The following is a 26005-nucleotide window of genomic DNA, read 5'->3' as shown; positions in this document are numbered from 1 at the left end:
GATGACAGTGTCTGAACTCCCACGCCGAACACCGCGCCGGATCGTGAGCGCGGCAGCGCTCAGGATCGGATGGCTCGCGTGCATCGTCGCGATCCTCGTCATTCCGGGAATGATCGCTCTCATGTCCGGAATGCCTGCCACCACAGCAGGACTGGTCACCCTGTTCACCACCACATGCGTCGCGATCGCGGCGCTGCTGGTGAACTTCCGCTGACAAGCACGCCTTTGGTTCGCAGATCGCAGTCCCAGATCCGGCGACGCGCACACTCTCACCGTCGGCGCGCCAGCCGTCACTGCAGGAAGCTCGCCGCCCGGTCCGCCAGGTCCAGCATCGGCTGCGGCAGGATTCCCAGCACCACCGTCACCGCCGCCGCAACGGAAATCACCACGACCGTCGCCGCCCCCGGTACCACCACCCGTGGCGGATCGGCAGGTGGTGCGGCGAAGAACATCAGCACGATCACCCGCACATAGAACAGAGCCGCGATCGCGCTGCACAGGACGCCGACGATGACGAGCAGAGAGGCTCCGCTCGCGGCCGCGGCCTGAAAAACCGCGAACTTACCGACGAAACCACTGGTCAGCGGAATGCCCGCGAGGGCCAGCAACAGCAGTGCGAATACACCCGCGATCACCGGCGACGTCCGGCCCAGACCGGCCCACCGGCCGATCTCGGGCGCCTCGGCACCGTCCCCGGACGTGCTGCGGACTACGCCGACCACGGCGAACGCCCCGACCGTCGTGAAACCGTAGACCAGCAGGTAGAACATCGTGGACGACAACCCCGCCGTGTCGTCGGCGACGACGCCGGTGAGCAGGAAGCCGGTGTGCGCAACCGACGAGTACGCGAGCATGCGCTTGATGTCGGTCTGCGTCACCGCGAGCACCGCGCCAACCACCATCGTCAGGATCGAGACCACCCACAACACTGGCCGCCAGTCCCAGTCCAGTCCCGGTACCGCAACGTACAGAACGCGAAGCAGCGCGCCGAAAGCAGCGATCTTGGTGGCCGACGCCATGAAGGCGGTGATCGGCGTCGGTGCACCCTGATAGACGTCGGGAATCCACGAATGGAACGGCACCGCGCCGACTTTGAACAGCAGCCCCACCGCAACAAGTCCGACACCGATCTGCGCGAGCACCTCGCCACCGGGCGCGGTGCTCACGCCCTCGCCGGCGACAGCGTCCGCGATGCCCGTCAGGGACACAGTCCCGGAGTAGCCGTACAGCAACGCGACTCCGAACAGGAAGAACGCCGAGGAGAAGGCTCCGAGCAGGAAGTACTTGAGCGCGGCCTCCTGGGACAGCAGGCGTCGACGCCGGGCCAGCCCGCACAGCAGGTACAGCGGCAGCGACAACACCTCGAGTGCGACGAACATCGTGAGAAGATCACCGGATGCCGGGAACAGCAACATCCCACCGCCCGCGAGGAGCGTGAGCGGAAAGACCTCGGTCTGCATCACCCCTCTCCGAGTGGCCTCCCGCTCGGCGACACTGCCAGGAACCGCGGAGGCGCGGGGGGTGAAAGCGTCCACGCCCCCACCGCTCGTGTCCACGCCCCCATCCGTGCCACCGGCACCACGCTCGGCGACGAGGAGAACTGCGAGCATCGCCATGAGCAGGATGGTGCCCTGCAGGAACAGCGTCGGACCGTCGATCACCACCGCCCCCATCACGGCAGTCCGACCGGATCCCGACGAATCCGACTGTGTCGCAAGAACGATGACCGCAACGAAGGCCGCGGTGAGACCACCGAGGCTGAGCACCAGGTGGGTCGCGTAACGGGCGCGGCGCGGCGCGAACGCCTCGATGAGCACGCCGGCGACACCGACACCGAACACGATGAGCATCGGCGCGAGCAGGCCGTACTCGATACTCGGCGCGATCAGCACCGACTCCGACGGTCTCATCGGGGTTCACCTCCGTCTCGCTCGGCCACTGCCGGTGCAGGATCCTGCCGGTCGATCGTGCTGAGCGTGTGCCCGACGGCGGGGTCGATCATGTCCAGGATCGGTTTCGGATAGACGCCGAGAACGAGCAGCAGCGCGAGCAGCGGCGCCACCACCGCGAGCTCGCGGCGCCCGAGGTCACGGATGCACTCGTTCCCGGGTCGCACCGGTCCGTTCATCATCCGCTGGTACATCCACAGGATGTACAGGGCCGCGAGTACGAGGGCGAGCGTCGCGAATACCGCGGCGACCGGGTACCGGGGGAACGTGCCGATGAGCACCAGGAACTCGCTCACGAACGGCCCCAGCCCCGGCAGGGACAACGTCGCGAGCCCGGCGACGAGGAACGTGCCGGCCATGAGCGGGGCGACGGTCTGCACCCCGCCGTAGTCGGCGATGGCCCGGCTGCCCCGCCGCGAGACCAGGAACCCGGCCACCAGCATCAGCGCCGCGGTCGAGATGCCGTGATTGACCATGTAGAGCGTCGAACCGGTCTGGCCCTGGCTCGTCATCGCGAAGACTCCGAGGACGATGAACCCGAAATGGGAGATGGACGTATACGCGATCAGGCGCATCACATCGGTCTGACCGATCGCCAGCAGCGCTCCGTACACGATGCTGATCACCGCGAGCACCACTATCAGCGGTGTGAAGGTCTCCGCGGCATCGGGGAACAACTGCAGGCAGAAACGCAGCATCGCGAACGTCCCGACCTTGTCGACGACGGCCATCATCAGCACCGCCGTCGCCGGTGTCGACGCGACTGCAGCATCCGGCAGCCACGTATGCAGCGGCCACAGCGGTGCCTTGACCGCGAACGCGAACATGAAGCCGAGGAAAAGCGCGTTCGCGACCGGGGCGTCGATCACCAGCGTGCCCGACGAGACCGCATCGGCGATCGCCCGGAAGTCGAATGTGCCGGTGGCAAGCGGACTGTCAGCTCCCGCGGTCACGACGTACAGCCCGATCACCGCGGCCAGCATTATCAGGCCGCCGAAGAGGTTGTACAGCAGGAACTTCACCGCCGCGGGTCCCGAACCCCGGTTGCCGGATGCGCCAGCCCCGGTCGCTCCGCCGGCTCCGCTCCCGCCAGCCCTGGTCGCTCCGCCGGCTCCGCTCCCGCCGATCAGGAAGTACAGCGGAATGAGCATCGCCTCGAAGAACACATAGAACAGCAGGATGTCGAGCGCGAGGAACGACACCATCACCATCGCCTCGACCACGAGCATCAGCGCGACGTAGGTGTGCACCGGACGCCCGCGCGGATCGTCGGGCGCGACATCGCGCCACCCGGCCAGCAGTAGCAGCGGCAGCAGCACCGCGGTCAGTAGCACCAGTGCCAGTCCGATGCCGTCGAGTCCCAGCGTGTACCGAGTACCGAACGCCGGTATCCACGTATGGGATTCGACGAACTGGTAGCGTTCGCCGTCCGGCTCGAAGCCCACTGCCAGCCCGACAGCTACCGCGAGCGTCGACAACGACACGGCGAGGGCGACCCATTTGGCAAGTCGCCGCCCCGCGGCGGGCACCAGCAGAACCGCGCCGGCCCCGGCCAACGGCAGCAGCCACAGCGTTGTCAGCCACGGGAAGTCACTCATCATGCCCTCCCTGCCAGCACTGCCGCGAGCACAAGGGCGGCGCCGGCCAGCATGTACAGGGCGTACGACCGGACGAACCCAGTCTGCAGTCGCCGCAGCCATGTCGACATCCTGCCGAGGAGCGCGGGAATCCCGGTAACGAACCCGTCGATTCCCTTGTCGTCGAGGACATTCAGGACGCTCACCGCCTCTCCGCCCGGCCTCATGAACACCGCCTCGTTGACCGCATCGCCGTACAGGTCCCGTCGTGCGGCGACGGTCAGCGCACCGACATCGGTCGGCGCGGCCTCAGGGATGTCGTGACCGGCGTACTGCCGGTAGGCGACCGCGACGCCGGCAAGCACGACGACCAGGGTTCCTGCGGTGATCACCCACACCGGCACCCCCAGTTCGCCATGGTGCTCCCCCACGATCGGCGCGAGCCAGTTCTGCAGCGCCCCACCGAAGGCCAGCGCCCCGCCCGACACCACCGAGCCGACCGCGATGAGCATCATCGGCCAGGTCATCACCGCCGGCGACTCGTGCGGGTGCGCGTCCAGCCGCCACCGTCTCACTCCGAAGAACGTCATGAGCATCACGCGGGTCATGTAGAACGCGGTGATACCGGCCCCGATCAGCGCCGCCGATCCGACCACCATGCCCTGGGCGCCGCCGGATCCGAATGCGGCCTCGATGATCCGGTCCTTGGAGAAGTAGCCGGCGAACGGCGGGATTCCGATGATCGCGAGGTAGCCGATCCCGAAGGTCACGAAAGTGATCGGCATGAGCGTGCGCAACCCGCCGAAGCGTCGCATGTCGGTCTCATCGTTCATCCCGTGCATCACCGAACCGGCGCCGAGGAACAGTCCCGCCTTGAAGAACCCGTGAGTGAGCAGGTGCATGATCGCGAACGCATATCCGGCGGGACCGAGGCCCGCGGCGAGCACCATGTACCCGATCTGGCTCATCGTCGAGGCCGCGAGCGCCTTCTTGATGTCGTCCTTGGCGCAACCGATGATCGCCCCGAACAGCAGGGTGACGGTACCGACGATCACCACCGCGACCCGCGCGGCCGGCGTCAGGTCGAAGATCGGACCGGACCGGACGACGAGGTAGACGCCAGCGGTGACCATCGTGGCAGCGTGGATGAGCGCCGAGACCGGCGTCGGCCCCTCCATCGCATCGCCGAGCCACGACTGCAGCGGTACCTGCGCCGACTTCCCGCAAGCGGCCAGCAGCAGCATGAGGCCGATCGCGGTCAGCACTCCCTCGCCCGCGTCGGGTGCGCCGGCGAAGACAACGTCGAATCCAACCGAACCGAAGGTCGCGAACATGATCATCATGGCGACCACCAGTCCCATGTCCCCGACGCGATTGACCACGAACGCCTTCTTCGCCGCCGTCGCCGCGGCCGGTTTGAACTGCCAGAACCCGATCAGCAGGTACGACGCGAGGCCCACTCCCTCCCAGCCCAGGTACAGGCCGAGGTAGTTGTCCGCGAGCACCAGCAGCAGCATCGCCGCGAGAAAGAGGTTCAGGTACGCGAAGAACCGTCTGCGCCCGGGGTCGGACCTCATGTACCCGACCGAGTAGATGTGGATCAGCGACCCGACGCCGGTGATCAGCAGTACGAAGCACATCGACAGCTGATCGAGCCGGAGTCCGAAGTCCACCTGAAGATCTGCGACCGGAACCCAGCTGAACAGGTGCTGCTGGAATGTGCGATCGGAGCTCTCGCGACCCACCATGTCGGTGAACAGCGCGATGCCGAGGACGAACGAAGCCAGCGCTGCAGCACAACCGAGCCAATGGCCCCAACGGTCGGCTCGGCGCCCCGTGAGCAGCAGCACCGCGGCACCGAGCAGCGGCAGCGCCGGCAGCAACCAGACGGTCGACACGATCCCCCCTCCCATGTCAGTACTTCAGCAGGTCTGCGTCGTCGACCGAGGTCGAATGCCGAGCACGGAAGATGGTCATGATGATCGCCAGACCGACGACGACCTCGGCAGCGGCGACCACCATCGTGAAGAACGCGAAGACCTGGCCGTCGAGGTTGCCGTGCATTCGCGCGAAGGTCACGAAGGCAAGATTGGCAGCGTTGAGCATCAGTTCGATGCACATGAAGACGACGATCGCACTGCGGCGCAACAGAACCCCGGCCGCGCCGATCGTGAACAGCAACGCCGACAGGTACAGGTAGTTCTCGGGATTCATCGCTGTGCCTCCCCGTCCCGCGGGTCGGATACATGCGGGCCCGACTCCGGCGGCGTGTGCGCCCGCGGCCAGAGGGTTCCGCTGACCGACTCCCGCGAGTACGAGCCGTCCGGCAGCAAGGCGGGAATGTCGACCGCATTGTGCCGCGCGTAAACACCGGGACTGGGCATGGGTGTGGCGCGACCGCCGTTCCGGAACCGAGCCTGGGACAGCTCACGCTGACTACTGCGGCGCCCGAAGCGTTCGCGGTGCGCGAGCACCATCGCTCCCACGGTCGCAGTGATCAGCAGCGCACCGGTCAGCTCGAAGGCCCACAGGTAGCGGACGAAGATCAGATCCGCGAGGCCCTCGACGTTGCCCCCCGCATTCGCATCCTGCAGCCCCACGAACTGAGGGCTCGGCGACACCGCAAATGCGCGACCGATCCCCCCGATCAGCAGGAGGCCGAAGCCGAGACCCGACACAGCGGCCGCGACCCGCTGCCCGCGCAGGGTTTCCACCAGGGAATCGGCGGAGGCGACGCCCACCAGCATGAGTACGAACAGGAACAGCATCATCACCGCGCCGGTGTAGACGACCACCTGCACGACGCCGAGGAACAGTGCGCCCTGCGCGATGTAGAACACCGCCAGGATGATCATCGTCATGGCGAGAAAGATGGCCGAGTAGACGGCCTTGGTCGCACACACCGTACCCAGCGCGCCGATCACCGCGACGGTACCGAGGACCCAGAACTGAACGCCCTCGCCCGTCGACGTCCGGGCGAGTGGTTCCGCCGCCAGCAGGGCCTCGGATGCCAACGACGCCATCATGTTCACCACTGCAACTTCCCCTTCCTCAGGCGTTGTCGGTCGGCACTGACACGGCGCCGCGGTAGTAGTCCTCGTCTGTCGCGCCGGGCGCCATCGGATGGGGCGGGGCAACCATGCCGGGGTCGAGCGGCGCGAGAAGACGATCCTTCTCGTAGATGAGGGCGGCGCGGTTGTCGTCGGCCATCTCGTAGTCGCTGGTCATCGTCAACGCCCTTGTCGGGCAGGCCTCGACGCACAGCCCGCAGCCGATACACCGCAAATAGTTGATCTGGTAGACGCGGCCGTACCGCTCTCCCGGGGAGTAGCGCTCCGAGTCGGTGTTGTCCGCGCCCTCGACGTAGATCGCGTCCGCCGGGCACGCCCACGCGCACAGCTCGCACCCGATGCACTTCTCGAGGCCGTCGCCGTACCGATTGAGCTGATGCCGACCGTGATAGCCAGGCGCGGTCGGCGTCTTCTGCTCCGGATAGAACTCGGTGACGGGCTTCTTGAACATCGTCGAGAAGGTCACACCGAAACCGGCTATGGGGTCGAGGAATTCAGGCATCGCTGCCCTCCTTGGTGGTCGAGGACACCGGCGGAACCTGGCCGGGCAGGGGCGGGACGGGGAATCCGCCGGCCATTGCATCGAACGGCTCCACCAGCGAAGCGCCGGGTGCCAGCTGCTGCCGCGCACCCCGTAGGCGTGGCCACAGCAAGGCGAGAACGGCCAGTGCGATGACGACCCCTAGCGCGAAGAGTGCGATCACCCGGCCGTCGTACCCCTCGATGCGCAGCGCTCGGACCGTCGCGACGATCATCACCCACGCCAGCGAGATCGGGATCAGCACCTTCCATCCCAGGTTCATGAACTGGTCGTAGCGCAGCCGAGGCAGAGTGCCCCGCAACCAGATGAACACGAACAGAAAGCCCCAGACCTTGATCGTGAACCACAGCAGCGGCCACCAGCCGGAGTTGGCGCCGTCCCACATGTTGAGCGGCCAAGGCGCGTGCCAGCCACCGAGGAACAGCGTGGCGGCCAGCGCCGAGACAGTGACCATGTTCACGTACTCGGCGAGCATGAACATCGCGAACCGCAGCGACGAGTACTCGGTGTGGAATCCGCCGACCAACTCCCCCTCGGCCTCGGGCAGGTCGAACGGGGCGCGATTGGTCTCGCCGACCATCGATGTCACGTAGATGAGGAACGACGGCAGCAGCAGGAAGATGTACCAGGTGCCCTCCTGCGCGGCGACGATGCCCGACGTCGACATCGTGCCCGCGTCCAGGAAGACCGCGGCGAACGACAGCGCCATTGCGACCTCGTACGAAATGACCTGCGCGGTAGAACGAATGCCGCCCAGAAGCGGATACGTCGAGCCCGACGACCACCCGGCGAGCACGATGCCGTAGACACCGACCGAGGTGACCGCGAGAACATAGAGGACGGCCACCGGCAGATCGGTCAGCTGCAGTGGCGTGCGGTGCCCGAGGATCGACACCACCGGGCCGAACGGAATCACGGCGAATGCCATGAACGCCGGCACCGTAGCGATGATCGGGGCGAGCAGATAGATCGGCTTGTCGACACCGGCGGGAACGATGCCCTCCTTGAGCGCAAGTTTGATTCCGTCGGCGAGGGTCTGCAGGATGCCGCCCGGCCCCACCCGGTTCGGGCCCACCCGCATCTGCATCCAGGCGAGGATCTTTCGCTCGGCGAGGATCGCGATCAGAGTTGTCAGCACCAGGAACGCGAAGATGGACACGGCCTTGACGACCACGAGCCACCACGGATCGTGGCCGAACATCGACAGGTCGGCGTAAGCGGATCCGCTCATCGGATCGCCTCCCCCGACGCCGCCCGCACGCGGACGACACGTCCGACCGCTGTCCCGAGCCGACGGTGCACCTCGGAGCCTGGCGAGTCGAGCGGCAGCCACACCACGCGATCGGGCAGGTCGGTGATCGTCAGCGGCAGCGTGATCTCACCCCGGTCGGTGCCGACTGTGACGGGGTCGCCGTCCCCGGCGCCGATCTCGGCGGCCGTCGCAGCCGACAGCCGCGCCACCGGCGGCCGGGCCGTGCCCGCCAGATGTTCCTCGCCGTCCTGCATCCGGCCGGCGTCGAGCAGCATCCGCCAGCTTGCGAGCACTGCCTCGCCCGGACCGGGCCAGGGAGCAGCGGTCGGGTCGACGTCCGGCGGCGGCGGGGCGACGCCGTCCCAGACACCGAGGCCGGCAAGCTCGCGGCGCACGGCGTCGACATCCCCGAGCCCGAGGGGCACGCCCATCGCACCAGCCAGCGCATCGAGGACACGATGGTCGGGCAGCGCGTCGGAGCCGCGCAGCGCCGCGGCAAAGGACCGTTCCCGCCCCTCCCAATCCAGAAATGTTCCGGGCTTCTCGGCCACCGCCGCCACCGGGAACACCACGTCGGCACGGTCGGTGAGCGCGCTGCGACGTAACTCCAGGCTCACGACAAATCCCGCCGCCTCCACCGCCCCCCGCGCGGCGCGCGGATCGGGCAGGTCGTCGAGGTCGACCCCGCCGGTCAGCAGCGCCCCGAGCGCACCGGCGCGGGCGGCGGCAACAATCTCCGCGGTATCGCGGCCCCGGCTCACCGGCAGGTCGGCGCCCCACACAACGGCGGTCTGACGCCGGGCCTCGGGATCGCCGACCGGCCGGCCACCGGGCAGCAGATCAGGTAGTGCCCCGGCCTCGAGTGCCCCACGCTCGCCGGCCCTCCGCGGTACCCACGCCAGACGCGCCCCGGTCTCTGCCGCGAGTCGGCCCGCGGCAGACAGCCCGCCGGGCACCGCTGCGAGCCTCTCCCCGACGACGATCACGGACCCGGGCCGACGCAGCAGATCCGATCCACGGAGCGCACCCAGCACGCCGGGCTCGCCGCCGGGCCCGGCCTGCAGCAGCTTCGCCGACATCTTCTCCAGGCCGCGGGTGGCGAATGGGGCGACGGCGTGAACTTCGGTCCGGCCGGCGCGGACCGCCTTACGCAGCCGCAGGAACACGATCGGCGACTCCTCCTCGGGTTCGAGCCCGACGAGCAGCACAACCGGGGCGTGCTCGAGGTCGTCGTACGTGACCGTCATCGGTCGCCCCGCGATCCGGGCGGCGAGGAACTGCGCCTCCTCACCGGAATGATCGCGGGCACGGAAGTCGATGTCGTTGGTGTGCAGCACGATCCGTGCGAACTTCGCGTACGCGTACGCGTCCTCGTACGTCGCCCGGCCACCGACGAGGACACCCACCCCACCCGGCGCGGCGGCAAGTCCGCCAGCCGCGATCGACAGCGCCTCAGGCCACGACGCGGCTGTCAGGTTGCCGTCACAGTCCCGGATCAGGGGGGTGGTGAGGCGATCGGGCTCGGTGGCATAGGCGAACGCCCAGCGCCCCTTGTCGCAGTTCCATTCCTCGTTGACCTGCGGGTCGTCGCCCGCCATCCGCCGCAACACCACGCCGCGCCGGTGGTCTGTCCGCTGGGCGCAGCCGCTCGCACAGTGCTCACACACGCTGGGGCTCGACACGAGGTCGAATGGGCGGGCTCTGAACCGATAGGCGGCCCCGGTGAGGGCACCGACCGGACAGATCTGCACCGTGTTTCCGGAGAAGTAGGAGTCGAACGGCTCCCCCTCCTGGATCCCTACCTGTTGCAGTGCACCGCGTTCGAGCAGCTCGATGAACGGGTCGCCGGCGATCTGCCGCGAGAATCGGGTGCATCGGGCGCACAAGACGCACCGCTCACGGTCGAGTAACACCTCGGTGGACAGTGGAATCGGTTTCGGGAACGTGCGTTTGACGCCACCGAATCGCGACTCGGCACGCCCGTTGGACATCGCCTGGTTCTGCAGCGGGCACTCGCCGCCCTTGTCGCACACGGGGCAGTCCAGCGGGTGGTTGATCAGCAGCAGCTCCATCACTCCCCGCTGCGCCTTGTCGGCAATGGCCGACGTCAGCTGTGTGTGGACCGCCATGCCGTCGGTGACGACAGTGGTGCACGACGCGAGCGGCTTGCGCTGGCGGACCGGTGCATCGCCCGCCGACTGGCCCGGCAGATCGACCTCGACGAGACACTGGCGGCACGCACCGACCGGCTCGAGCAAGGGATGGTCGCAGAACCGCGGGATCTGGATACCGATCAGTTCCGCGGCACGGATGACCAGGGTGCCTTTGGGGACGCTCACCTCGACGCCGTCGATGGTGAGCGTGACCCGGCCCGACGGCACAGGTAGCCCCGTCGCGTCGCTGTTGGTGTCCACCGTCATCGCGCGTAGCTCCCCTCCGTGAGGGCGGACCGATCCGGATCGAACGGACAGCCGCCGTGAGTGAGGTGCGCGACGTACTCGTCGCGGAAGTGCTGCAGCGACGACATGATCGGGCTCGCCGCACCATCCCCGAGCGCACAGAACGACTTTCCGAGAAGCGTGTCGGAGATGTCGAGGAGCTTCGTCAGATCCTCCGCAGTGCCCTCGCCCGCCTCCAGCCGCTGCAGGATCTGCACCAGCCAATAGGTACCTTCCCGGCAGGGTGTGCACTTGCCGCACGATTCGTGCGCGTAGAACTCGGTCCACCGCAGGACAACCCGCACCACGCAGGTGGTCTCGTCGAAAATCTGGAGCGCCTTGGTGCCGAGCATTGAGCCAGCGGCTGCGACACCCTCGTAGTCGAGCGGCACGTCGAGGTCCGCATCCGTGAGGATCGGTGTCGACGATCCTCCGGGCGTCCAGAACTTGAGCCGGTGCCCGTCCCGGATACCTCCCGCGTACCGAAGCAGTTCGCGCAGCGTGATCCCCAGCGGTGCCTCGTACTGGCCGGGACTGCGGATGTGACCTGAGAGCGAGTACAGCGTGAAGCCCGGCGACTTCTCACTGCCCAAGGTCCGGAAGGACTCGGCGCCGCCCAGAATGATCGGCGGCACACTCGCGATCGACTCGACGTTGTTGACTACCGTGGGGCACGAGTACAAGCCGGCGACGGCCGGGAATGGCGGGCGCAAACGCGGCTGGCCCCGGCGGCCCTCCAACGAGTCGAGCAGCGCGGTCTCCTCACCGCAGATGTAGGCGCCGGCGCCCGCATGGACCACCAGCTCGAGGTCATATCCGGAACCGAGGATGTCCCGGCCGAGGTACCCCGCGGCATAGGCCTCCGCGACCGCCGCCTGTAGCCGACGCAGCACCGGCACCACCTCACCGCGCAGGTAGATGAATGCCCAGTCGGCGCGGATCGCATAAGCCGCGATGATCGCACCCTCGACGAGAGCGTGCGGGGTGGCCAGCATGAGTGGAATGTCCTTGCAGGTGCCCGGTTCCGACTCGTCGGCGTTCACCACCAGGTAGTGCGGGCGATCGTCCCCCTGCGGAATGAACGACCACTTGATGCCGGTCGGGAACCCCGCGCCACCGCGCCCGCGCAACCCGGAATCCTTGACGGTCTGGATCACCTCGTCCGGGTGCATGTGGAGTGCCTTGTCCAGAGCCGTGTAACCGTCGTGCAGACGGTAGGTGTCCAGCGTCCAGGATCGGGGCGCATCCCAGTACCGACTCAGTACCGGAGTCAGCGGATGTTCCGGCTCGGCCCCACCGTCGGTGGGGTCCGGTCCGGCGGCGTCCGCCGATGCCTCGCGATCCCGGACAACCCTGAGCCCCGCGAGCGTGGCACCGCCCGCGCCGCCGCCGGCGTCCACCGCACCGAGGCGCCGGTCCGGGAAGCCGGCGAGGAGACGGGCAGCATCACGGAACGACTGCAGCGGCGCGCCGCGCGTGGGGTCGGGCGCAGTGCCCGCGCGGAGCCCGCCCACCAAGTCTTCCGCCGACTGCGGCGTCTGGTTGTCGTAGAACTCCCAGTCGACCATCACGACCGGGGCGTAGTCACAGGCCGCGTTGCATTCGATGTGTTCGAGTGTGATCGCCCCGTCCGGGGTCGTCTCGCCATGACCGATGCCGAGACGGCTGCTGAGCGCGGCGAAGATCGCATCGCCGCCCATCACCGCGCACAGGCTGTTGGTGCACACGCCCACGTGGTGTTCGCCGGTAGGCCGGCTTCGGTACATCGTGTAGAACGAGGCCACCGCAGCCACCTCCGCACCGGTGAGGTCGAGTTGCTGTGCACAGAAGCCGATTCCGGCAGGTGTGATCCAGCCGTCCTCGGCCTGTACGAGATGCAGGAGCGGTAGCAGCGCCGAACGAGCGGCGCCCGCGGGATACCGCCGGAGGATCTCTACCGCGTCGGCGGACAGTCGCTCGGCAACCTCGGGCGGATAGGTCGGCCGGGCGCCGGGAGACCCGAGGACGCGGTCATCCTCCGGCCGTGGCCCCAGTTCCAGGAACACCCGCTTCGCGGCGTCGTCGCGTCGCTGCGTCATCGGTCGACTCCCCCCATCACGGGGTCGATGCTGGCGACCGAGGCGATGACGTCGGCGACCATGCCGCCTTCGCACATCGCGGCCACTGCCTGCAGATTCGTAAACGACGGGTCCCGGTAGTGCACCCGGTACGGGCGTGTGCCGCCGTCGCTGACCAGGTGCGCACCGAGTTCGCCACGGGGTGATTCGACGGGCACATAGACCTGACCGGGCGGAACCCTGAATCCCTCGGTCACGAGCTTGAAGTGGTGGATCAGCGACTCCATCGACGTGCCCATGATCCGCTGCACATGCTCGTGCGAGTTGCCGATCCCGTCGCGACCCACGCCCAGGTCCGCAGGCCACGCGATCTTCTTGTCCTCCAGCATGACCGGGCCGGGGCGCAGGCGGTCGAGGCACTGCTCGACGATCCTGAGCGACTCGGCCATCTCCTTCACCCGGATCCGATAGCGGCCGTAACAGTCGCACCCGGTCTCCGTGACGACGTCGAACTCGTAGGTCTCGTATCCGCAGTACGGATCGCTCTTGCGGACGTCGTGCGGCAGGCCCGTCGCTCGCAGGATCGGCCCGGTGACCCCGAGCGCCATACAGCCAGCAAGATCGAGGTAGCCCACGCCCTGTGTGCGGGCCTTCCAGATCGGGTTGTCGTCGAGCAGATCCGACATGTCCTTCAGCCGGCGGGGCATGAGATCGAGCAGCGCGCGAACCTGGTCCACCGCGCCGGGCGGCAGGTCCTGCGCCAGGCCGCCGGGCCGGATGTACGCATGATTCATGCGCAGTCCGGTGATGGTCTCGAACACGTCGAGTACCAGTTCACGCTCCCGGAAACCGAAGAGCATCGGGGTGATCGCGCCGAGTTCCATACCGCCGGTGGCCAGCGCGACGAGGTGCGAGGAGATGCGGTTGAGCTCCATGAGCAAGACCCGCACGACGCTGGCTCGTTCGGGGACCTGCTCGGTGATGTCGAGTAGCTTCTCGACGCCCAAGCAGTAGGCGGTCTCATTGAAAAAGGGCGCGAGGTAGTCCATGCGAGTGACGAAAGTGACACCCTGAGTCCAGTTGCGGTACTCGAGATTCTTCTCGATTCCGGTGTGTAGGTAGCCGATCCCGCACCGCGCCTCGGTAACGGTTTCACCCTCGATCTCCAGAATCAGCCGGAGCACACCGTGGGTGGACGGGTGCTGGGGACCCATGTTGACGACGATCCGCTCCTCACCAGCCTCCGTGGATGCCCGGGCGGCGCCGACGATCTCGTCCCAGTCCTGGCCGGCGACCGTGAACGTCGTCTTCGGACGCGCCCCAGGCTCCGGCTCGGTCGCCTCACGTGTCATGTCGCTCATCAGCTGTATGTCCTCCGCTCTTCCGGCGGTGCCACCCTCGCGCCCTTGTACTCGACGGGGATGCCGCCGAGCGGATAGTCCTTGCGTTGCGGATGGCCCTGCCAGTCGTCGGGCATCTCGATGCGAGTCAGCGACGGATGCCCGTCGAAGACGATGCCGAAGAAGTCGTACGTCTCCCGTTCGTGCCAGTCGGTGGTCGGATACACCCCGTAGAGCGACGGGATGTGCGGATCGGCGTCCGGCACCGAGACCTCGAGCCGGACTCGACGGCCCCACGTGATCGACATCAGCGGATAGACCGCGTGCAGTTCACGCCCGGCGTCCTCCGGGTAATGCACGCCACTGACACCCAGGCACAGCTCGAAGCGCAGACCGGGCGCGTCCCGCAGTCTGCCGGCGACCTGCTGTAGGTGTTCACGCCGGACATGGAACGTCAACTGATCTCGGTACACGACCGCCTTGCCGATCGCGTCCGCGTAGTCGATGCCGACGCCCGCCAGCTCTGTTGCGAGGACGTCCGCCACATCGTCGAAGTACCCACCGTAGGGTCGGGGTGTGCTGCCCGGCGACGTCACCGGACGGACCAGCCGCCCGTATCCGGAAGTATCACCGCTGCCGGCGGCCCCGAACATGCCGTGCCGAACACCGATCAGCTCGGTGCCGACCGCAGATTCCGGCGGCACGGTGCCCTCCGGGCCCGCGGTCGCCCCCGGATCGGGGCCACCGATGTGGTTGACGGGCTCCTTCGTCACTTCGACATCCCCCCGGAAGCAGAGCCGGCGGCGCGGGCAGCCAATCCGAGTTCGAGCGTGGTGGGCGACGAGAGCGCGGCCTGCTCCGCGGCCCGCACCGCCTCCTCACGGTTGACACCGAGAGGCATGTCCTGAATCTTCTGGTGCAACATCAGAATCGCGTTGATCAACATTTCCGGCCGCGGTGGGCACCCCGGCAGGTAGATGTCGACGGGCACTACATGGTCGACGCCCTGAACGATCGCGTAATTGTTGAACATCCCGCCGGACGATGCGCACACCCCCATTGCCAGCACCCATTTCGGCTCCACCATCTGGTCGTAGACCTGGCGCAGTACCGGCGCCATCTTTTGGCTCACCCGGCCGGCCACGATCATCAGGTCGGCCTGTCGCGGCGACGCACGAAACGCCTCCATCCCGAAGCGCGCAATATCGAAGCGCCCGGACGTGGTCGCCATCATTTCGATTGCGCAACAGGCGAGTCCGAAGGTGGCAGGCCACAGTGAACCCTTGCGGGCGTATCCGGCCAGGCCCTCGACCGTGGTCAGCAGAAATCCACTCGGCAGCTTCTCTTCGAGACCCATGATCGACTCGCTTCCGACTAGGTGCCTAATCCCAACTGAGACCGCCCCGCCGCCACTCGTACACATAGGCGACGGAGACGTTGAAGATGAAGACGGCCATCGCGGCGAGGCCGAAGAGTCCGAGCACGTCGAAATGGACGGCCCACGGGTAGAGAAAGACGATCTCGATATCGAAGATGATGAACAGCATCGCCGTCAGGTAGTACTTCACCGGGATTCGCTGCCCGATCGCGCCGCGGATACCGCTGCCGCCCAGCGCCTGCGGAGTCGGCTCGATGCCGCACTCGTACGCTTCGAGCTTGGCGCGGTTGTACCGTCTGGGACCAACGACGGACGCGACAATCACGGAGAAGACCGCAAATGCGACTGCGATAGCGCCCAGCACGAGAATCGGCACGTAGACGTTCATTGCGTCCGTGCTCCTCTCCACGCGAGCCTGGCCGCCCGATGCCGGACGGTCGTTCGGAGCTTGCGCGTGGTCGTCAGTACTCGATTCGACACCTTCCGACTGCCGCGCGAGCCCGTACCGCGATCACACCGAAGTGTGATCCAGACCTCAGCCTACCGGGACAGTCCCCGCCCTTGGCTCGTGTTTTACCCGCGAACTTTCCCGGCTTCGAGAACATCTCAGGAAGGGCGCGGATTGTCACGACCGCGTAGCAGCGTCACCACCGACGTGGCCAGCTCGATCGGATCGATCGGATGTGGGACCACCGCCTCAGCTCGGGACCAGTCGGCCAGCCAGGCATCGTCAGCGCGGCCCGTGAGCACCACGATGGGCGGGCAGGAGTCGAGCTCGTCCTTCAACTGCTTCGCGATCCCCATCCCACCGGCCGGAGCGGCCTCGCCGTCGAGGACTGCCAGATCGATCCCCCCGGAGTCCATGCGTCGAATCACGACCGGCTCCGTCGCCACTTCAATGCACTCGAGCTCCGGCAGATCCGGATGCGGCCGCGTACCGAGCGCGCGCACGACCTGTGCGCGGGTGTTCGCGTCACTGCTGTAGACGAGCACGTGCAGGACACTCGTAGGGCCTGTCGATCGGCTGGGTCGGGCGGTCGCGTCGGTCACGGACCGATGCTACGACCGCGCAGCGACGCACACCGGGAGGCGGGTCCGTCGGGCCGCCTCGTGCCTACGCGGGAGTCGCTTCCAATCGCGTGAAACCCAGGTCCCCCAGAGGGCCGGTAGCCGTGTCGAGGGTGAAGCCCGCCGACTCGAACAACGCGCGGTACTCGGTCACTGTGCGTTCCTTACCGCCGGTGAGGACGAGCATCAGAAGATCCGCTAGCAGCGCTCGGCGATGCTCGGCGGTGACGACCTCAGGGACAGCCCGCTCGAAGACCAACAGACGGCCCTCGGGGGCGATGGCCTGACGAACGTTCTCGAGAATCCGCAGGCACCGGTCATCGTCCCAGTCATGGAGGACCAGCTTGAGCACGTAGGCATCGGCGCCACTGGGGACCGACGCGAAGAAGCTCCCGTCGACGACGTCGGCTCGATCGGCCACGCCAGCTGCTCCCAGCGTGGCAGCCGCGTCGGTCACCCCTGTCGGCATGTCGAACACGATGCCCTTGCTGTCCTTTGCTGAACGCAGGATTTCGGCGAGGAACGTTCCGTTGCCGCCGCCGACATCGACGATCGTCGAGAATTGCGAGAAGTCATATCCGGCAATGATTCCAGCGGCGGTCTCACCCGTCATACGACCCATTGCACCGTTGAGTTTCGCGGCCTCCTCGGGATGCTGACCGAGGTACTCGAACGCCTGCATCCCGTAGTTGTGCTCGAAGGCTGTCTCCCCCGTGCGGAGGCTGTGGAGCGAGTCCCCCCACGAGCTCCACGCACCCTCGGAGCAGAGGAACCGGACTACGTCGCGGACAGTATCGGGCGCATCCTTGCGAAGTTGTGCGCCGAGGTCGGTCAGTGCGAATCGGTCCGCGTCGCACTGCTCGAGGACCCCGAGGGCGGTGAGAGCCCGCAGCAGACGGCGCAGCGACGGCGCATGAGTCCCGGTCGCAGCAGCCAGCTCGATACTCGACTGTGCACCGTGGGCGAGTCTGTCGGCAATCTCGAGTTCGGCCGCATCGTTCAGAATCTGTGCCGACATGTAGTTCCATGCAACGTCGGCAAGTGGTGAACGTTTCATCGCAGTGCCTTTCGCGGTGTGTGGCTCGGGTCAGGAGAAGAATGCGGCGAAGGCGGACACGACCGCGGCGGGCTGCTCTTCGACGAGATAGTTGCGGCTGTCGGAGATCTGTTCGACACGCACGTCGACCCCTTGCCTGGGCAGCGCCTTCGCCATGTAGTCGAAGAATCCGCCGTACGCCAGTCCCAGCATCGGCACGGAGACGGGGTCGTAGGAGTTGAAGTCGTCGATGTCCTGCTGATACGTCTGGAACCACCCCGTCGCTGCACGAATCGCGCCGGGCGCGTTGTACGCCTGGGCGTACACCTCACGGTCGAACTCGGAGATGGCATCGGGATTGACGAGGCTGATGCCGAACATGTAGTCGACCAGATGTCGAGCTCGGCCGGCCAGCAGTTGCTCAGGCAGTTCGCGGACCTGATTGAACGCAAGCCACCAGCGGTGAGGTGGCGCATCGCCGGGACGGGGAACCATGGGGAACTCGTAATAGCTGTTGTCGATGTGTGTGGTGTTGAGGATCGCAACCTTCTCGACCACCTCCGGATGATTCGCCGCGCAAGCGAACGCGACCATCGCCCCGATGCCGTGGCCGGCAAGGTTCGCCCTCTCGTACCCCAGGGCGTGGACGAGCTCCTTGATGTCGTTCGCCATCGACTTCTTCGAGTACCCGGAATCCGGTTTGTCCGAGCTGCCCATGCCTCGGATATCGACCGCGAAGACGCGATGTTCGGTCGCCAGAGCCGGCATCAGCTTCCGGTATTCCCACCACGTCTCCGGCCATCCGGGCAGGAGGATCAGCGGCGTGCCGGACCCGCCGGTGACGTAGTGCAAACGGATACCGTTCACCTCCGCGTACTCACTGGTGAAGTCGCCGAGGGATGCAGCGAGGTCGGCATCGGTCATGGCAACGGTCGGTAGCATGTTCGGCCCCTTACTTCAGCGTGATGAGAAGGGTGGCGTGGCCACGTTGGACGATCTGGTTTCGGAAGGTGGGCGCCCCGGCAATCGTCAGGTCGGGGAATCGAGTGATCAATTTCGGCAGGACTGCCTGAACCGACATCCGCGCCAGTGCTGCGCCGAGGCAGTAGTGACTCCCACCGCTGAGCGTCAGTGGTTGGTTCTCGGTTCGTGTGGGTACGAACGAGGCGGGGTTGTCGTACCGGCGTGGGTCCCGGTTGGCGGCAGCGATCAGCAAGGTGAGAGGAGTACCCGCTGCAACCGGGTGGCCGAAGAAGTCGAAGTCTCGGGTAGCAACCCGATTCAGTGCCTGCACTGCTGGATCGAACCGGAAGGACTCCTCGATGAACCCTGCGGTGAAATCCGGATCCGTCTTGATCCGATCGTGGAACTCCGGATGCTCGATCGCAAGCCGGATGGTATTGCTCAACAGATCCTGCGGGGCTTCCGTAGCTGCGACGACCAGCAGCATCAGATTGGCGACGAGCTCTTCCTCAGTGATGTCACCGCCGTTGTCGAGCGCTTTGATCCACCCGCTCGTCATGTCGGTTCCTGGATTCGCCCGCAAACGAGCGACCAACCCGTAGAAGTACTCGGCGAACCGATCCATGGCAACATCACCCGGATCGAGCATCGACATGTCGGTGATGGGGTCGAGTGCGATCGTGATGGCACCGATTCCATGTCGCATCCCCGGCTGATCTTCCGAAGGCACACCGATGAGTTCACCGATGACCGAGATCGCGAAACGGTAGGAGAAGTGCTCGACGAGATCGACAGTCCGGCCATCCGCGCCTTCACGCGCCAGATGGTCCACGACGTCGTCGGAGAGCCGGTCGATCATGTCTGCGAGGGCAAGAACCCTCTGGGCCGAGAACGCGTTGCCGAAGAACCGGCGCAATCGCTCATGTCGTGGGTTGTTGCTGAACAGCATGTTCTTCGTCAGCCATACCCACGAGGAGTGGTCTCTCCAACCTGGTAGCCGCCGATCCTGGACCGCGTCATCCGTCGAGGCTAGAAGCTCGGGCTCCCTTAGCGCCCAGGAGCATTCACGATAGCCGGTGACGAAGAAGTGAGCACCCTGAACGTCAACAACCGGGCCGTGCGCCCGCATCTGTTCGTAAAGGGGGTACGGATTCTGTTTCCCGTCGAAAGACAGCAATTCCGCCATGATCTCGAGCGGGCTTCGCACTGTCGATGTGGTACTCATCTGGTCTCCTCTGCCGCCTATCGATTTGAAAAAGTCTGGTGAGAATCACAATTCGGTCATCACGAAGTCCTCTTTACGTGCGCCGCAGTCTGGGCAGATCCAGTCGTCGGGAATGTCTTCCCAGCGTGTACCCGGTTCGATTCCGTCCTCGGGAGATCCGAGTTCCTCGTAGTAGACCCACCCGCACACCAGGCACAGCCACGCCTTCGTATCCCTGCGTTCCTTAGCTCGAACTCTCACAGGCGATCCCCCTCACGGTGCCCTACTGCTGAGGCGAGCGCTGCTTTGACCAGCGGACTTCGGAGAATGCCGTGGTGGCCAGTGCCGGCGACATCGCGAAGCGGGATCTGCGGGTATGCCTCGAGGATCTGCTGCGCGTCGCTAGCCGGAATCCAGTCATCGTCCGGGTCACGCAGGACTACGGCCTCGAGGTCCTGCGGCAGGCCGAGCGTCCGGATGTCCCAGTGGGATACCGGGACACCGTTCCGTCTCTGTAGCTCACGGTACATCTCCGCGACCAGGCCATTCGGCAGGTTTCGCTCGTCGGCCCACCGTTCGAGTGTTCCTGCCAAGGTGCATGCGGGGGCAAGCATGATCAGCGACCTCACGACGCCGACGGTTGCGATAGCGGAAACCGCAGCAATACAGCCCAGCGAGTGGCAGACGACAGTGCGGATCGTCGGAAACCGCCGGAGAACTTCCACGGTTGCCATCGCATACTCGGACATCGTCGCCTGGCCCCCCGGAGACACGCCGTGGCCAGGGGCATCGAAGCAGACGACCGATTCCCCAAGCGCCGCAGCGGTCTCGACGATTCCCATCATGCTTGTGCTGTCGGTACCCCACCCGTGCAGAACCAACACAGTCGGATCGGCGTCACCCCACACATAGGCCGCTTTGACTCTGTGGACGTCGGCCAACGGCACGCGGCGCGCCCCGATCGGGCACACATCATCGGGGAAGGTACCCAGCCTGCGAGTCGTGCTGTAAATCGACGTGAAGTAATATCCGGCAATCCGGGGCATCCACCGGTAGTTCTTGGCAAGGGTGTCGCTGAGGACAGGGTGAGCGATCACGCTGACTCCTTCATGTCAGCGTCGCCGATCTTCGCCATCGGCGTCGTCGAGTACAGTCCCGAGACGGGGTCGTAGAAGCGACATTTACGCAGGACGGTCCACACCCGGCGAAGGCTGGCAGGCTCCTCGCGGACCATTCCCGGATAGGTCTGTTTCAGTGCAGCCTGGGCCTTCGGCAGGTTGTAGAACGGGACAACCGGAGCGACATGGTGTGCAGTGTGAATCGAGATGTTGTGAGTGACAAACAACAGCCACCGCGGGTACCGGAAATCGGTGGTCACGAGCAGTCGGCTGGCATTTCGGGTCCAGTAGCGCTCCGGCAGATAGGGAATGTCCTCGGCACTGTGGTGCATCAGCGTCGTGATGCTGAACCAGGCGTGAATCGCGAACCACGGTGCCACGAAGTACAGCAGAAGACCCTGCCACCCCGTGAAATAGGTCAACGTCGCAAGGTAGGCACCACCGATGATGATCACGAAGATGATCGAGCGCCGGACATCGCGGCGCATGTCCTTCTTCGGGAAGTACGAAGGGCGGAATCCCGAGACGACCCAGTAGTTGATGGTGCCGGCCCAGGCCGCCCAGGTCCTCGTGCTGATGTACACGACCCGGTCACGGAGCGGCATTCGCCGGTAGATGTCCTCAGAAATGGGCCTCCAGTCCGTGTCGAGTTCGAGGCTGTTCGTGTGGCCGTGATGGAGGTTGTGCACGTGTCGCCACGCGTGGAATGGGTAGAGCAGAGGCATCAACGACAGATGTCCGATGAAGAAGTTGAGCTTCCGATTCCGCGAGAACGAACCGTGTCCGCAATCGTGGGCAATGCAATGCAACCCCCAGCCGCCCAGTCCAGCCGTCACCAGCAGGAACGGATAGACGTACCAGTGGTGGAAGACTGCCATGCCCACGATGGAGCCGATGTACAAGGCCCAACTGAGGGCGAATCCCATCATTCCGCGGGCCAGCGAAGGCTCCATCAGCTCACGCGGGATGGCTGCCGTCAGCTTCTCACCGCTGATTGCATCGCTCTTCGCCATGAACTCACGAAAGCGCGGATCAGGATCTGTTGGTATCACGTGGGTCATGAGAATTCCCTCCCGGATCAGTAGACCTCACGAACTGATGCGCAGCTCACGGGTCAAGTAGTCGGTCAGATCGCTGATCGTCTTGTGCTCGAACAGGATTCCAGGGGACAGTCGGCGCTCGACGACCTTCTCCAGCTGTCCGGAAACTTGTACCGCTGCGCGCGAATCGAGACCGTAGGCCTCGAACGGCTTGTTGGTGTCGATGCTGGACTCGGCACTTTGCGTGCGCCGCGCCAGTTCGGCGACGAGCCACCCTTCCAACGCGTCGCGCGTAAGGGGCCCGGATACTGTCGACGTACGATTTCGCTTGAACATCATGTGCCTTCCGTCTAATTCGAGAGAGCAGTTGCAGAGTTGCGCCGCAGACGATCGTTGATGGCGTTGCGGTCGGGCATTCGTAGGTCCCAGACGATCCGCATCTTCCCCAGGACAGTGAGTACGCGTCCACTCAAATCCGGTTCCCACCAGCGCATTCCATGCTTGTATGCCCCTGGGAACGCGTGATGATTGTTCTGCAGTCCCTCACCGAAGGTGGCTATCGCTACGGGCCAGTTGTTGGCGCTGTCGTCCTTGGTAACGAAGGGCCGGGAACCGATCATGTGACTGACCGACCCCACACACCACGCGGCTTGGTTCGCAAGGAACACTCGAGCAAGTCCACCGAAGATGAACCCGGAGAATGCCGCCGACCACGTGCCGCCGATCAGGAGACCAGCGAGCGCCGGCAGAACGAGGCCGATCAATGCCCACAGGAAGTAGGTGCGGTTGTAGAAGAACAGGCGGCGATCGCGGAGGATATCCGGAGCGAAGACGTCGACCCGCGATTCCTGGGTGCTGAACATCCACGGGATGTGGGCATACCACAGGCCTCTGAGCTTCCCACCCAGACCTGATCCACTGAGATTCGGAGAGTGCGGGTCTCCCAGTTCGTCGGCGAATCGATGGTGTCGGCGATGGGTGATGACCCAGAACAGCAGGGGGCCTTCCATTGCCATCGATCCCGCGATCATCAAGATCCCCTCGAACGTACGAGAGGTCTTGAACGACTTGTGCGCGGCATAGCGATGGAATCCGATTGTGATTCCGAACATCTGGATTGCGTAGAACACTGCGAACAGGATGTAGTCCAGCCCGGTCGCCCGGCCCGTGAGCACCAGATAGCAGGCCACGACGAAGCCGACCCCGGGGATACCGATCGTCACGGCAGCAACGATTCGCTTGGCCCGTGCGCTCTGCGGATTGAGTTGGACGATCGCGCGTGCAACCGACTCGCGCTTGTCGACCGATACTGACGAATCTCCTACTGTTTCAGTCATGTTGCCCCCTATCGACGTGTCGATGTGTCGACATATTTGACGTTACTGACCAGCCGGAGACGACTGAGGATCCGGATGAAGTCACCAGCGATATCGAGTTGCCACCAGTGCCGTCTCGTGAGCGCGAGCACCGGTCGGGCGTGGTGATTGTTGTGCCAGGACCCGCCGACCGTCGGCGGTGCAAGCAGACCGATGTTGCGGCTCCCGTCGCGGGTGTTGAACTCACGGGCTCCCCAGGTGTGCCCGATCGAGTTGACGGCCCATGTCGCGTGATCGAGAGCGAAGATCCGTGCGAATCCGCCCCATAGGACGCCACCGATGAGCCCGTGCACGCTCATGGTGACCAACCACCCGACGAGCCCCGGAAGCAGGATGCCGAGGAGTACGAGTGTGAAGTAGTGCTGGTTGATCTTCATGACCCGTCGGTCGCTGAGCCAATCGCGGCAGTGCCGGCTCCAGTCGGTCGTCTTGACTTCGAACAGCCACCCCATGTGCCCGTGCCACAGACCCTTGATGCGCCCTCGGAGCCCTGGGCCGAGAGGTCTCGGTGAATGCGGATCCCGCTCGGTGTCTGCGTAAGCGTGATGGAGTCGGTGGTTCGCGACCCAGAACACGATCGGCCCCTGTGCCGCCATCGATCCAGCGACTCCGAGGAAGACCTTCACCGGTTCGGTGGCGGTGAAGGACCGATGCGTGAAGTACCGGTGCAAGCCGGCTTCGACGCCGAGTGCCGTGGTCAGGTACATCACCAGGAACAGGGCGATATCGGTGACAGTGATTCCGTAGAAGGCCGAATAGACAACTGCCGCGACAGTCCCGACGGTCGGTAGTCCGACCGTCGCGAATGCCAGACGTGATGCGAGGGCATCACGTGTCGCCGTATCGGCGCCGGCCGTCACTGCGCCACCTCGAGCACAGGTGACGCCGCAAGCTCGTACGTCGGCAGCTCACCGCTCAACAGCAGGGCCTTGGCCTGCTGGCGCCGGACCTTGCCGCTGGTCGTCGTCGGTACCGTCCCCCGTGGACCGACGTGAATGACCTTCGGCGCGATACCGAGTTCCGCGATGACCGACGCACGGACCCGTTCGATGGTCTCCGCATGCAACTCGGCGGTCATCTCGCGAAGCCGCGACTCGACGATGACACCGAGTCCTTCGGTGTCATGCCCGGGTACCGAGACCGCAGCTACATGCCGCACTTCCGGGACACCGCGCAGCAGATTCGACTCGACATCTTGGGGGTAGATGTTGCGGGCGTTGACGATGATCACATCCTTGATGCGACCAGTGACGTAGAGCTCGCTATCGAGCGTGAAGCCGAGGTCCCCCGTCCGCAGATACTGCTGGCCGTCGTCGGCGACATGCGCGTGGAAGACCGTCGACGTCAGTTCGCCCATCCCGAGGTAGCCCTCGGTAACGTTGGGACCGGCAACCCAGATTTCGCCGATCTCGCCGGGCGCGACAACGCTACCCGAGTCGGGGTCGACGATCCTGACGATGTGATCGCTGTCGACAACACCGCAGCTGACGTGGGTGGTATCGCCCGTGATCCCCGGCTTGGACATGACCTGGTAGCGGGTACCGGCGGGCTTTCCCGCGACGAAGAGAGTCGCCTCGGCCATTCCGTAGCAGGGAATGAACGAGGCAGCATCGAAGCCGCATACTCCGAACTTGTCCTCGAACGCCGTCAACGTCGCATGCCGGATCGGCTCTGCGCCGCAGTAGAACTCACGGAGGCTGCCGAGTTCGAGTCCAGACAGTTCGGCATCATCGATCGAGGACGTGCACAGGTCGAGGGAGAAGTTGGGGCCGACGGTGATGGTTACCCCATAGTCGCTGATCGCCCGAAGCCACCGATACGGCTCTTGGATGAAGTGAACGGGTGACATCATCACGAGCGGCCATCCGTGATAGGCGGACAAGATGATCGTGCCCATCAATCCCATGTCGTGATAGGGCGGAAGCCAGGACAGGCCGATCCGGTTCGGGTCGAATCCCATACTGCGCCCGAGGGATTCGCAATTGCTGACCAAGTTCGCATGTGTCACGCAGACGCCCTTGGGAGACCCGGTCGACCCCGACGTGTACTGAATCAACGCCAGAGCGTCGGGACGCGGCCGGTGCTCGTTACCATCGATGACCGATGATGAGGAGGTCCCCTCCATGCCCGGCTGGATCACCTTGGCATCGATACCCCGCTCCGCCAGGCGCTTGCTGACGCTACCCATCGGTTCGCGATACATCGCATCGATGATGACTGCGGCGGGCCGGGAGTCCAGGGCTGAGAGTACGAACCTGTCGAGCTCCTTCGGCCTGATGGGCGGGAACGAGGGGACGGCCACCGCTCCGATCTGCATGATCGCGTACAGCGCAGCGATGTAATCCAAGCTTGGATTCAGAGCCAGCACAACGCGATCGCCGGCACGAACCCCTTCCATTTTCATGCGTTCGGCAAACACACCGGACACCGAAGCGACTTCACGGTACGTCCAGCGCGTCTCGCTGTCCGCGGTCCCGTCCGAGAGGAAGATGTACGCAAGCTCATCGGACTGCGATCTCGCGTGGAGGGCGTCGACTATCGTCGCGAATTTTGACATAGCTGTTCCCCTGCATCATTGGTCGGATCGGCCGCGCCCC

The 26005-nt window shown here is 65.4% G+C and carries 25 protein-coding genes; 1 reads left to right on the top strand and 24 read right to left on the bottom strand.

Translation table 11 applies throughout. From position 1 onward, the window contains the following. The first annotated feature begins 1 nt into the window (after position 1). Positions 2–214, top strand: a complete 213-nt coding sequence (locus ERC79_RS20980; RefSeq protein ID WP_131580294.1) for a hypothetical protein — start codon at positions 2–4, stop codon at positions 212–214. A 76-nt stretch (positions 215–290) separates the two neighbouring features. On the opposite strand, the gene nuoN is transcribed toward ERC79_RS20980, so the two are convergent. The 24 genes from nuoN to ERC79_RS20860 all read right to left on the bottom strand — a co-directional run bounded on the left by nuoN (position 291) and on the right by ERC79_RS20860 (position 25965). Beyond that, complete coding sequence (nuoN, locus tag ERC79_RS20975) at positions 291–1910, bottom strand: NADH-quinone oxidoreductase subunit NuoN (RefSeq protein WP_131580293.1); 1620 nt, start codon at positions 1908–1910, stop codon at positions 291–293. Further along, positions 1907–3547: an NADH-quinone oxidoreductase subunit M gene (locus ERC79_RS20970; RefSeq protein WP_131580292.1), complete on the bottom strand. Its 1641-nt coding sequence runs from the start codon at positions 3545–3547 to the stop codon at positions 1907–1909. The genes nuoN and ERC79_RS20970 overlap by 4 nt, the downstream gene beginning before the upstream one ends. Beyond that, a complete protein-coding gene (gene nuoL / locus ERC79_RS20965; protein ID WP_131580291.1) occupies positions 3547–5439 on the bottom strand; it encodes an NADH-quinone oxidoreductase subunit L in 1893 nt (630 codons plus the stop codon). The genes ERC79_RS20970 and nuoL overlap by 1 nt, the downstream gene beginning before the upstream one ends. A 1-nt stretch (position 5440) precedes the next feature. Beyond that, a complete protein-coding gene (gene nuoK / locus ERC79_RS20960; protein WP_131580290.1) occupies positions 5441–5740 on the bottom strand; it encodes an NADH-quinone oxidoreductase subunit NuoK in 300 nt (99 codons plus the stop codon). Further along, a complete protein-coding gene (locus ERC79_RS20955) occupies positions 5737–6552 on the bottom strand; it encodes an NADH-quinone oxidoreductase subunit J (protein ID WP_131581405.1) in 816 nt (271 codons plus the stop codon). The genes nuoK and ERC79_RS20955 overlap by 4 nt, the downstream gene beginning before the upstream one ends. Positions 6553–6577: 25 nt before the next feature. After that, positions 6578–7099: an NADH-quinone oxidoreductase subunit NuoI gene (gene nuoI, locus ERC79_RS20950; RefSeq protein WP_131580289.1), complete on the bottom strand. Its 522-nt coding sequence runs from the start codon at positions 7097–7099 to the stop codon at positions 6578–6580. Continuing rightward, entirely contained in the window at positions 7092–8369 is a 1278-nt protein-coding gene (nuoH, locus tag ERC79_RS20945) for an NADH-quinone oxidoreductase subunit NuoH (protein WP_131580288.1), read from the bottom strand. The genes nuoI and nuoH overlap by 8 nt, the downstream gene beginning before the upstream one ends. After that, positions 8366–10810 carry an NADH-quinone oxidoreductase subunit G gene (locus ERC79_RS20940; protein ID WP_131580287.1) on the bottom strand — a complete coding sequence of 815 codons (2445 nt, stop codon included), beginning with the start codon at positions 10808–10810 and terminating at the stop codon, positions 8366–8368. The genes nuoH and ERC79_RS20940 overlap by 4 nt, the downstream gene beginning before the upstream one ends. Beyond that, positions 10807–12906 carry an NADH-quinone oxidoreductase subunit NuoF gene (nuoF, locus tag ERC79_RS20935; protein WP_131580286.1) on the bottom strand — a complete coding sequence of 700 codons (2100 nt, stop codon included), beginning with the start codon at positions 12904–12906 and terminating at the stop codon, positions 10807–10809. Before nuoF ends, ERC79_RS20940 begins: the two co-directional genes overlap by 4 nt. After that, positions 12903–14237, bottom strand: a complete 1335-nt coding sequence (gene nuoD / locus ERC79_RS20930) for an NADH dehydrogenase (quinone) subunit D (protein WP_131581403.1) — start codon at positions 14235–14237, stop codon at positions 12903–12905. The genes nuoF and nuoD overlap by 4 nt, the downstream gene beginning before the upstream one ends. An 8-nt stretch (positions 14238–14245) precedes the next feature. Next, complete coding sequence (locus ERC79_RS20925) at positions 14246–14929, bottom strand: NADH-quinone oxidoreductase subunit C (protein ID WP_242676918.1); 684 nt, start codon at positions 14927–14929, stop codon at positions 14246–14248. 65 nt (positions 14930–14994) lie between these two features. Further along, complete coding sequence (locus ERC79_RS20920) at positions 14995–15582, bottom strand: NADH-quinone oxidoreductase subunit B (RefSeq protein WP_131580284.1); 588 nt, start codon at positions 15580–15582, stop codon at positions 14995–14997. A 25-nt stretch (positions 15583–15607) separates the two neighbouring features. Beyond that, entirely contained in the window at positions 15608–15991 is a 384-nt protein-coding gene (locus ERC79_RS20915) for an NADH-quinone oxidoreductase subunit A (RefSeq protein ID WP_131580283.1), read from the bottom strand. 218 nt (positions 15992–16209) lie between these two features. Continuing rightward, positions 16210–16653 carry a response regulator transcription factor gene (locus ERC79_RS20910; protein WP_131580282.1) on the bottom strand — a complete coding sequence of 148 codons (444 nt, stop codon included), beginning with the start codon at positions 16651–16653 and terminating at the stop codon, positions 16210–16212. Positions 16654–16717: 64 nt separating this feature from the next. Further along, complete coding sequence (locus tag ERC79_RS20905; RefSeq protein WP_131580281.1) at positions 16718–17728, bottom strand: methyltransferase; 1011 nt, start codon at positions 17726–17728, stop codon at positions 16718–16720. A gap of 30 nt (positions 17729–17758) precedes the next feature. After that, complete coding sequence (locus ERC79_RS20900; RefSeq protein WP_207390374.1) at positions 17759–18631, bottom strand: alpha/beta hydrolase; 873 nt, start codon at positions 18629–18631, stop codon at positions 17759–17761. 28 nt (positions 18632–18659) lie between these two features. After that, positions 18660–19895 (bottom strand): cytochrome P450, encoded by a 1236-nt coding sequence (locus ERC79_RS20895; protein WP_131580279.1) that lies wholly within the window; start codon positions 19893–19895, stop codon positions 18660–18662. Between the two features lie 45 nt (positions 19896–19940). Further along, positions 19941–20135, bottom strand: coding sequence for a rubredoxin (locus tag ERC79_RS20890; protein WP_131580278.1), 195 nt, complete (start codon positions 20133–20135; stop codon positions 19941–19943). Beyond that, positions 20132–20971, bottom strand: coding sequence for an alpha/beta hydrolase (locus tag ERC79_RS20885; protein ID WP_131580277.1), 840 nt, complete (start codon positions 20969–20971; stop codon positions 20132–20134). The genes ERC79_RS20890 and ERC79_RS20885 overlap by 4 nt, the downstream gene beginning before the upstream one ends. After that, positions 20968–22005 carry a fatty acid desaturase gene (locus ERC79_RS20880; RefSeq protein WP_242676669.1) on the bottom strand — a complete coding sequence of 346 codons (1038 nt, stop codon included), beginning with the start codon at positions 22003–22005 and terminating at the stop codon, positions 20968–20970. The genes ERC79_RS20885 and ERC79_RS20880 overlap by 4 nt, the downstream gene beginning before the upstream one ends. 75 nt (positions 22006–22080) lie before the next feature. Beyond that, entirely contained in the window at positions 22081–22371 is a 291-nt protein-coding gene (locus ERC79_RS20875; RefSeq protein WP_242676668.1) for an acyl carrier protein, read from the bottom strand. An 11-nt stretch (positions 22372–22382) separates the two neighbouring features. After that, on the bottom strand, positions 22383–23369 hold the full coding sequence (locus ERC79_RS20870) for a fatty acid desaturase (RefSeq protein WP_131580275.1): 987 nt from the start codon (positions 23367–23369) through the stop codon (positions 22383–22385). Positions 23370–23377: 8 nt separating this feature from the next. After that, a complete protein-coding gene (locus ERC79_RS20865) occupies positions 23378–24268 on the bottom strand; it encodes an acyl-CoA desaturase (protein WP_131580274.1) in 891 nt (296 codons plus the stop codon). After that, complete coding sequence (locus ERC79_RS20860) at positions 24265–25965, bottom strand: fatty acyl-AMP ligase (protein ID WP_131580273.1); 1701 nt, start codon at positions 25963–25965, stop codon at positions 24265–24267. Before ERC79_RS20860 ends, ERC79_RS20865 begins: the two co-directional genes overlap by 4 nt. Positions 25966–26005 lie beyond the last annotated feature (40 nt).

This window comes from Rhodococcus sp. ABRD24 (assembly GCF_004328705.1).
GTDB lineage: Bacteria > Actinomycetota > Actinomycetes > Mycobacteriales > Mycobacteriaceae > Prescottella.
This window is presented reverse-complemented; position numbering and strand designations above follow the sequence as displayed.